Source organism: Mesorhizobium sp. M7A.T.Ca.US.000.02.2.1 (genome assembly GCF_003996995.1).
Taxonomy (GTDB): domain Bacteria; phylum Pseudomonadota; class Alphaproteobacteria; order Rhizobiales; family Rhizobiaceae; genus Mesorhizobium.
The window spans coordinates 1-5,288 of sequence record NZ_RZTT01000403.1; the positions used below are offsets into that span (position 1 = coordinate 1).

Consider the following 5,288-nt stretch of genomic DNA (forward strand, 5'->3'; position numbering starts at 1 on the left):
GGTCGACAGTGTCCGGCTCGACCGTATTCGGTGAAGCCGGCGTGTTCGGCTCAACCGTCACCGATTTGCCGCTGCCGCTTCCATTTGCGTTGTTGCTGCCGGCGCTTTGCGCCATGGCTGACGTGGCCAGACCAATGGTGAGAACCGAAGCTGCGAGGATTTTCATGAACATGGTTTGTCTCCATTTCTGTGAAGTCGTCGCTTGTTTTCTACGAAAGTGATCGCGTTGCGACTGTGGGGACAACCGGTCGCGGCGGCGAAGGTTCCCGACAAAATTCCGCTCAGGCGCACCGTTACTGGCGCAATGCTTTGGCGCAGTGCTCTGAAAAAACGGCTTTCCCTTGAACTCGAATGATGCTTTAAGGCGCACATCCACAGGGGTGCTCCGTACGGTCGGGGCTGAGACGGGGGCGGCAAGCCCACAGACCCTAGAAGCTGATCTGGGTAATACCAGCGGAGCGAGGCGGGCGATGTTTTCAGGCGCACAGATTTCCCTATACCCCATGACCGACGAATTCGTCGGTGTCATTCTTGGCGCGCTCGGTGCGCTCGATCCCTGGCGCGACAAGCTCAGGATCGAGACCGACGACATCTCGACCTTGCTGGTCGGGCCGCCCGAAGTGCTGTTTCCCGCCATGCGCGACCTCTTCGTGGCGGCGGCACGCAGCGGCAAACATTGCGTGTTGTCGGCCGCCATCTCGCGCGGGTGCCCTGGCGAGCCGGATGACCCGATCTGCCGCTCCGATGCACTTGGCGGGCCTGTCGGGCCACTCGGCCCGCGCAAGGATGCGGCCATCGCGGCGGTGCGCAATGCTGCTGCCACCGGCCAGCCGGCGGCGGCGCAGTTCTCGCTCTATGTGATGGGCACCGACGACCACATGGACGAGATCTACGGCTGCATCGATTTTCTCAAGCAGTCCGGCGTCTATGAGCGTTCCAAGCATTTCTGCACGAAACTGCGCGGTGATGCCGGTGCGATCTTTTCGGCGCTGGACGAGGCCTTCTGCCGCTTCGGACCAGGCGCCGGCCACGTAACCCTCGACGTCACGGTCTCGGCCAACAGCCCGTCGGCTGTCTGAGCCAGCCGCGCTTTCGCGCTGCCGTCAAAGGTTATCTCCCGTGGCCACATCATCAGTCGCTTCGCGCCCGATCGCGAGCCTTCTTGTCAAGGCAATGCCGGCCATGATCTCGGTCGGTTTGCTCCTGCTGGCGTGGGAGCTTTATGCCACCTATTCCGGCATCAGGCCGACGACACTGCCGGCGCCGTCGCGCGTTTTCGAGCAAGCGCTGCTCAATCGCCAGGCGCTGGCCGACAACGCCATTCCGACCATCGGCGCCACGCTGCTCGGCTTTGCCTGTTCGCTCAGCGCTGCCTTCGTGCTGTCGATGATGGTCGACTTCTTCCAGCCGCTGCGGCGTGCGCTGTTTCCTGTCTTAATCGTCAGCCAGACCTTGCCGCTGGTGGCGATCGCGCCGCTGGTGGTGCTGTGGTTCGGCTTCGGGCTGGCGCCCAAGATCATGCTGGTGGCGCTGGTTACCTTCTTTCCGATGCTGGTTGCATTGGTCGAGGGGTATGAGTCGACCGAGGCCGAGATCGGGCAAATGCTGCGCGCCATGGGGGCAGGGCGCTGGCGCATCTTCGTGCTGGCACGGCTGCCTTCGGCGCTGCCCTATTTCTTCGCTGGCTTGAGGATCTCCATCACTTACGCCGTGGTCGGCGCGATCTTCGCCGAATATGCGGGGGCCGCGAAGGGGCTGGGCATCTACATGCTCAACGCCAAGAACAATTTCCGCCCCGATCTGGTGCTGGCCGCCGTCGGTGTCAGCGCTGCCCTGACCCTTGTCCTGTTCGGGTTGACTGTACTGCTGCAGCGCCTTGCGATGCCCTGGGAGCGGGCCGGCAAGGAAACCGCCGGGAAGGGGGCCTGGCGATGAGCCGGCTCGAACTGCGGCATGTGCGCAAGGCGTTCGGTGGGCTCGACGTGCTGGCCGATATTTCGCTTAGCGTCGGCGCTGGTGAATTCGTGTCGATCCTTGGACCCTCGGGCGCCGGCAAATCGACACTCTTCCAGCTTCTGACCGGCGCCGAGCATGGCGAGGGCGAGATGTTGTTCGACGGCGCGCCGCTCGACGACCACGGCAGGCATTTCGCCTTCATGCCGCAGCGTGACGCGCTGATGCCGTGGCGGCGCATCCTCGACAACGCGACGCTCGGGCTCGAAGTGCAAGGCATGAGGAGACAGGCGGCGCGGGCGCGCGTTGCGCCGTTGTTTGCCGAATTCGGGCTTGCCGGCTTCGAGCGGCATTTTCCAGCGCAACTGTCCGGCGGTATGCGCCAGCGCGCGGCCTTGCTGCGCACGGTGGTGCAGCAACGCGACATGCTTTTGCTCGACGAGCCGTTCGGCGCGCTCGACGCGCTGACCCGCACGGCCATGCAGCGCTGGCTGGAACAGATGTGGCGGCATCATCGCTGGACGGCGCTCCTGATCACCCATGACGTGCGCGAAGCCGTGTTCCTGTCCGACCGCATCTATGTGCTGTCGGCGCGCCCGGCCCGCATCGTGCGTGAAATCAAGGTGCCGCTGCCGCGCCCGCGCAGCCTTGGCGGCGATGCCGCGCGCCAGGCAAGTACGCTCGAGGCCGAGATTCTCGACATCATCCTCAACGCCACCCCATCCAAAGGACACGATCATGACTGACTTGACGCGCCGGCAGGCCTTGTTGCTGACCCTTGTCACGGGCTTTCCGCTCGTTGCCGGATCGGGGCGAGCCCAAGCACAATCGGCACAAAAGGTCACCGTCGCCCTCGACTGGACGGTCAACACCAACCACATCGGACTGTTCGTCGCCCGCGACCAAGGGTTTTATCGCGAGGCCGGGCTCGAGGTCGACATCCTGCCTTACAGCGATACCGGTGCGGGCACACTGGTTGCAAATCGCGTCGCCGATTTCGGCATCAATGGCACCATCAGCCTGTTCACCCAGAGAACCGCCGGAGCGGACCTGAAGGGCGTCTATGCGGTGGTGCAGTCCGAAACCGGCCGCGTGGTCTTCAATGCGGCACGCAACGAGATCGTAAGCCCGAGAAACCTCGACGGCCTGACCTATGGCGGATTCGGCAGCGCCTGGGAAAACGCCCTGATATCGACCATCATCCGCCATGATGGCGGCAAGGGCAATTTCGAGACGGTGACGCTCGGCACCTCAGCCTATGAGGCGCTGGCCAATGGTTCGGTCGATTTCACGCTCGAAGTCTCGACCTGGGAGGGTGTCGACGCCGAGCTCAAGGGCGTCAAACAACGCAGCTTCGTCTATGCCGATTACGGCGTGCCTGACGAGCACACGACACTGATCTCTTCGAGCGAAGCCTATCTCCAGGCAAACCCCAAGCCTGCGGCCGCCTTTGTCCAGGCGACGCGGCGCGGCTACCAGTTCGCGGTCGATCACCCCGAAGATGCGGCAGCCCTGCTGATCGCGGCCAACAAGGATGCGTTGACCAATCCGGCGCTGATCCACGCCTCACTGAAGGCGCTGATCGACGGCCATTATCTGCGCAGCCAAAGCGGCGCCATCGGGACGATGGATCCGGCCAAGATGGGAGCGATCGGCGGCTATCTCTTCGCGTCCGGCATTTTGCGTGATGCCGACGGCAAGCTGGTTGCTCAACGCCCGGATTTCGGGAGCTATTTCCGCAACGACTATCTGAGCTAGTCTGGCAAAACCAAATGAGATGGGTCGCCAGTCTTTCTGGGCGACCGCGTGGAGCAGGTCGTCTGGAAGTGGCGCCCTGGCTCCCCGACAGCCAGTTTAATGCCGATCTGATCTTGTTGATTAACTGCCCGGCAATGGTTGCGTGCAAAGGTCGCCCTGAGGGATCATTGGGGTGTTTGCATTGCTCATATCAAAAAGCGAGGCGCTTTCGCACATCAGTGACGGCAGGATTTTGTCCGCAGCCCGAACGCGCGAAATCCTGGTGGATTTGCGCGAAGGTTTCTTTCGGATCTGCGCGCTGGCCTTCGCGGGCATGTTCGTCTACCGCGGCGTATCTTACCTGATGCTCGACCCGACCCGCATCAATGTGGCGCTGGTGGCAATTTCCGAGATCCTGACCTTTACCTGGCTGCTTCTGTCGCGGCGACCACAGGTACGCGACTGGAACCCGCTGACGGTGGTTGTTTCGGTGGTCGCCAGCTTCGGTGTCGGCTTCATCGACCTGGAACCGGGCGTGGCCATCATCCCGATCTATGCCGCCGCGCCGCTGCAAGTCCTGGCGTTGGGGTTCGTGATCTGGGGGAAGATATCGCTAGGGCGTTCTTTCGCCATTCTGCCGGGCAATCGCGGCGTGATGACCGACGGTGCCTACCGCCTGGTGCGGCACCCGATCTATGCCGGATACCTTGCCGGTCATGTCCTGTTCCTGCTGTCGGCCTTTTCCTTCTACAATCTTGCTGTCTACGCCGCGATCACCTTCTTCCAGGTTCATCGCATCCTGCGCGAAGAGGCGCTGTTAGCCGCGACGCCGGAATACCGGGACTATATGAAGCGCGTCCACTACAGGCTGTTCTACGGGATCGTCTGACAAGCGGGCCAGCGCAGAATCGTTCGGCCTGCACTCACGCTTGCACTCTCTCGCTCCCGCATCCGCCGACAGACTCTGGCCGCTTGCAATCATCGTGGCGGTCTTGCTGATGTTGCGAGAGGCTCATGCGCTGTCCGGTGTACGGCCTCGCAGTAAGACGAGCAGAGTAACGCCCGATCATCAATGGCCTTACGCACTGTTAGTGTAAAGAGAAATTATTCCAACTTTATTACAATTTTATTTCAGAAATTTTGTTGATGTATACCACGCTTTAGGTTCAGTATTCTTTCTCTGAAACTGAAATTCACCACCTCGCGTAGTTGATCTTGCAATCGGCCTCTCGCCAATTGCTTTAGCGCAACGACAACAGGAGAGTGTTATGGCTCACGCCATCAAGACAGTCGCCAACATGTTGGCGGGTAGTGCGGTAATCTTAGCCCTTTCCCTGCCCGCCAATGCTGCGGGAATCGGCCTTGGCGTTGGTGCCTCGGTGGGTGGTAGCGGCGGCGTCAATGCCGGCGTCGGGGCTTCCGTTGGCGGCAGTGGCGGCATCAGCGCCGGAGTGGGCGCCTCGGTGGGCGGCAGCGGTGGTGTAAAGGCCGGGGCCGGTGCCAATGTCGGCGGCTCGAGCGGTGTCAATGCTGGTCTCGGCGCTTCGGTCGGCGGCAGCAATGGCATCAATGCCGGCGCGGGCGCCAATGTTGGAGGA

Annotated in this window: 5 protein-coding genes, 1 pseudogene and 1 riboswitch; all 6 genes and pseudogenes read left to right on the plus strand. The window is 62.1% G+C overall.

All coding sequences use genetic code 11. The features are described 5' to 3' along the window. The first annotated feature begins 366 nt into the window (after positions 1–366). Positions 367–480: riboswitch (TPP riboswitch) on the plus strand. Next, positions 471–1,079 carry a YkoF family thiamine/hydroxymethylpyrimidine-binding protein gene (locus tag EOD15_RS27720; protein ID WP_127271736.1) on the plus strand — a complete coding sequence of 203 codons (609 nt, stop codon included), beginning with the start codon at positions 471–473 and terminating at the stop codon, positions 1,077–1,079. Its footprint overlaps the riboswitch before it by 10 nt. Positions 1,080–1,182: 103 nt before the next feature. Continuing rightward, positions 1,183–1,935 carry an ABC transporter permease gene (locus EOD15_RS27725; RefSeq protein ID WP_127409027.1) on the plus strand — a complete coding sequence of 251 codons (753 nt, stop codon included), beginning with the start codon at positions 1,183–1,185 and terminating at the stop codon, positions 1,933–1,935. Further along, positions 1,932–2,699 (plus strand): ABC transporter ATP-binding protein, encoded by a 768-nt coding sequence (locus EOD15_RS27730; protein WP_127409028.1) that lies wholly within the window; start codon positions 1,932–1,934, stop codon positions 2,697–2,699. The genes EOD15_RS27725 and EOD15_RS27730 overlap by 4 nt, the downstream gene beginning before the upstream one ends. After that, complete coding sequence (locus EOD15_RS27735; protein ID WP_127322709.1) at positions 2,692–3,711, plus strand: ABC transporter substrate-binding protein; 1,020 nt, start codon at positions 2,692–2,694, stop codon at positions 3,709–3,711. The genes EOD15_RS27730 and EOD15_RS27735 overlap by 8 nt, the downstream gene beginning before the upstream one ends. 172 nt (positions 3,712–3,883) lie before the next feature. Next, positions 3,884–4,579: an isoprenylcysteine carboxylmethyltransferase family protein gene (locus EOD15_RS27740; RefSeq protein WP_127322710.1), complete on the plus strand. Its 696-nt coding sequence runs from the start codon at positions 3,884–3,886 to the stop codon at positions 4,577–4,579. A 379-nt stretch (positions 4,580–4,958) separates the two neighbouring features. Next, positions 4,959–5,288: pseudogene (locus tag EOD15_RS27745) on the plus strand (hypothetical protein); the annotation flags it as partial.

Coding starts and splice junctions, on each gene's coding strand:
- EOD15_RS27735 (WP_127322709.1), top strand. CDS start 2,692: ATGACTGACTTGACGCGCCGGCAGGCCTTGTTGCTGACCCTTGTCACG.
- EOD15_RS27730 (WP_127409028.1), top strand. CDS start 1,932: ATGAGCCGGCTCGAACTGCGGCATGTGCGCAAGGCGTTCGGTGGGCTC.
- EOD15_RS27720 (WP_127271736.1), top strand. CDS start 471: ATGTTTTCAGGCGCACAGATTTCCCTATACCCCATGACCGACGAATTC.
- EOD15_RS27725 (WP_127409027.1), top strand. CDS start 1,183: ATGATCTCGGTCGGTTTGCTCCTGCTGGCGTGGGAGCTTTATGCCACC.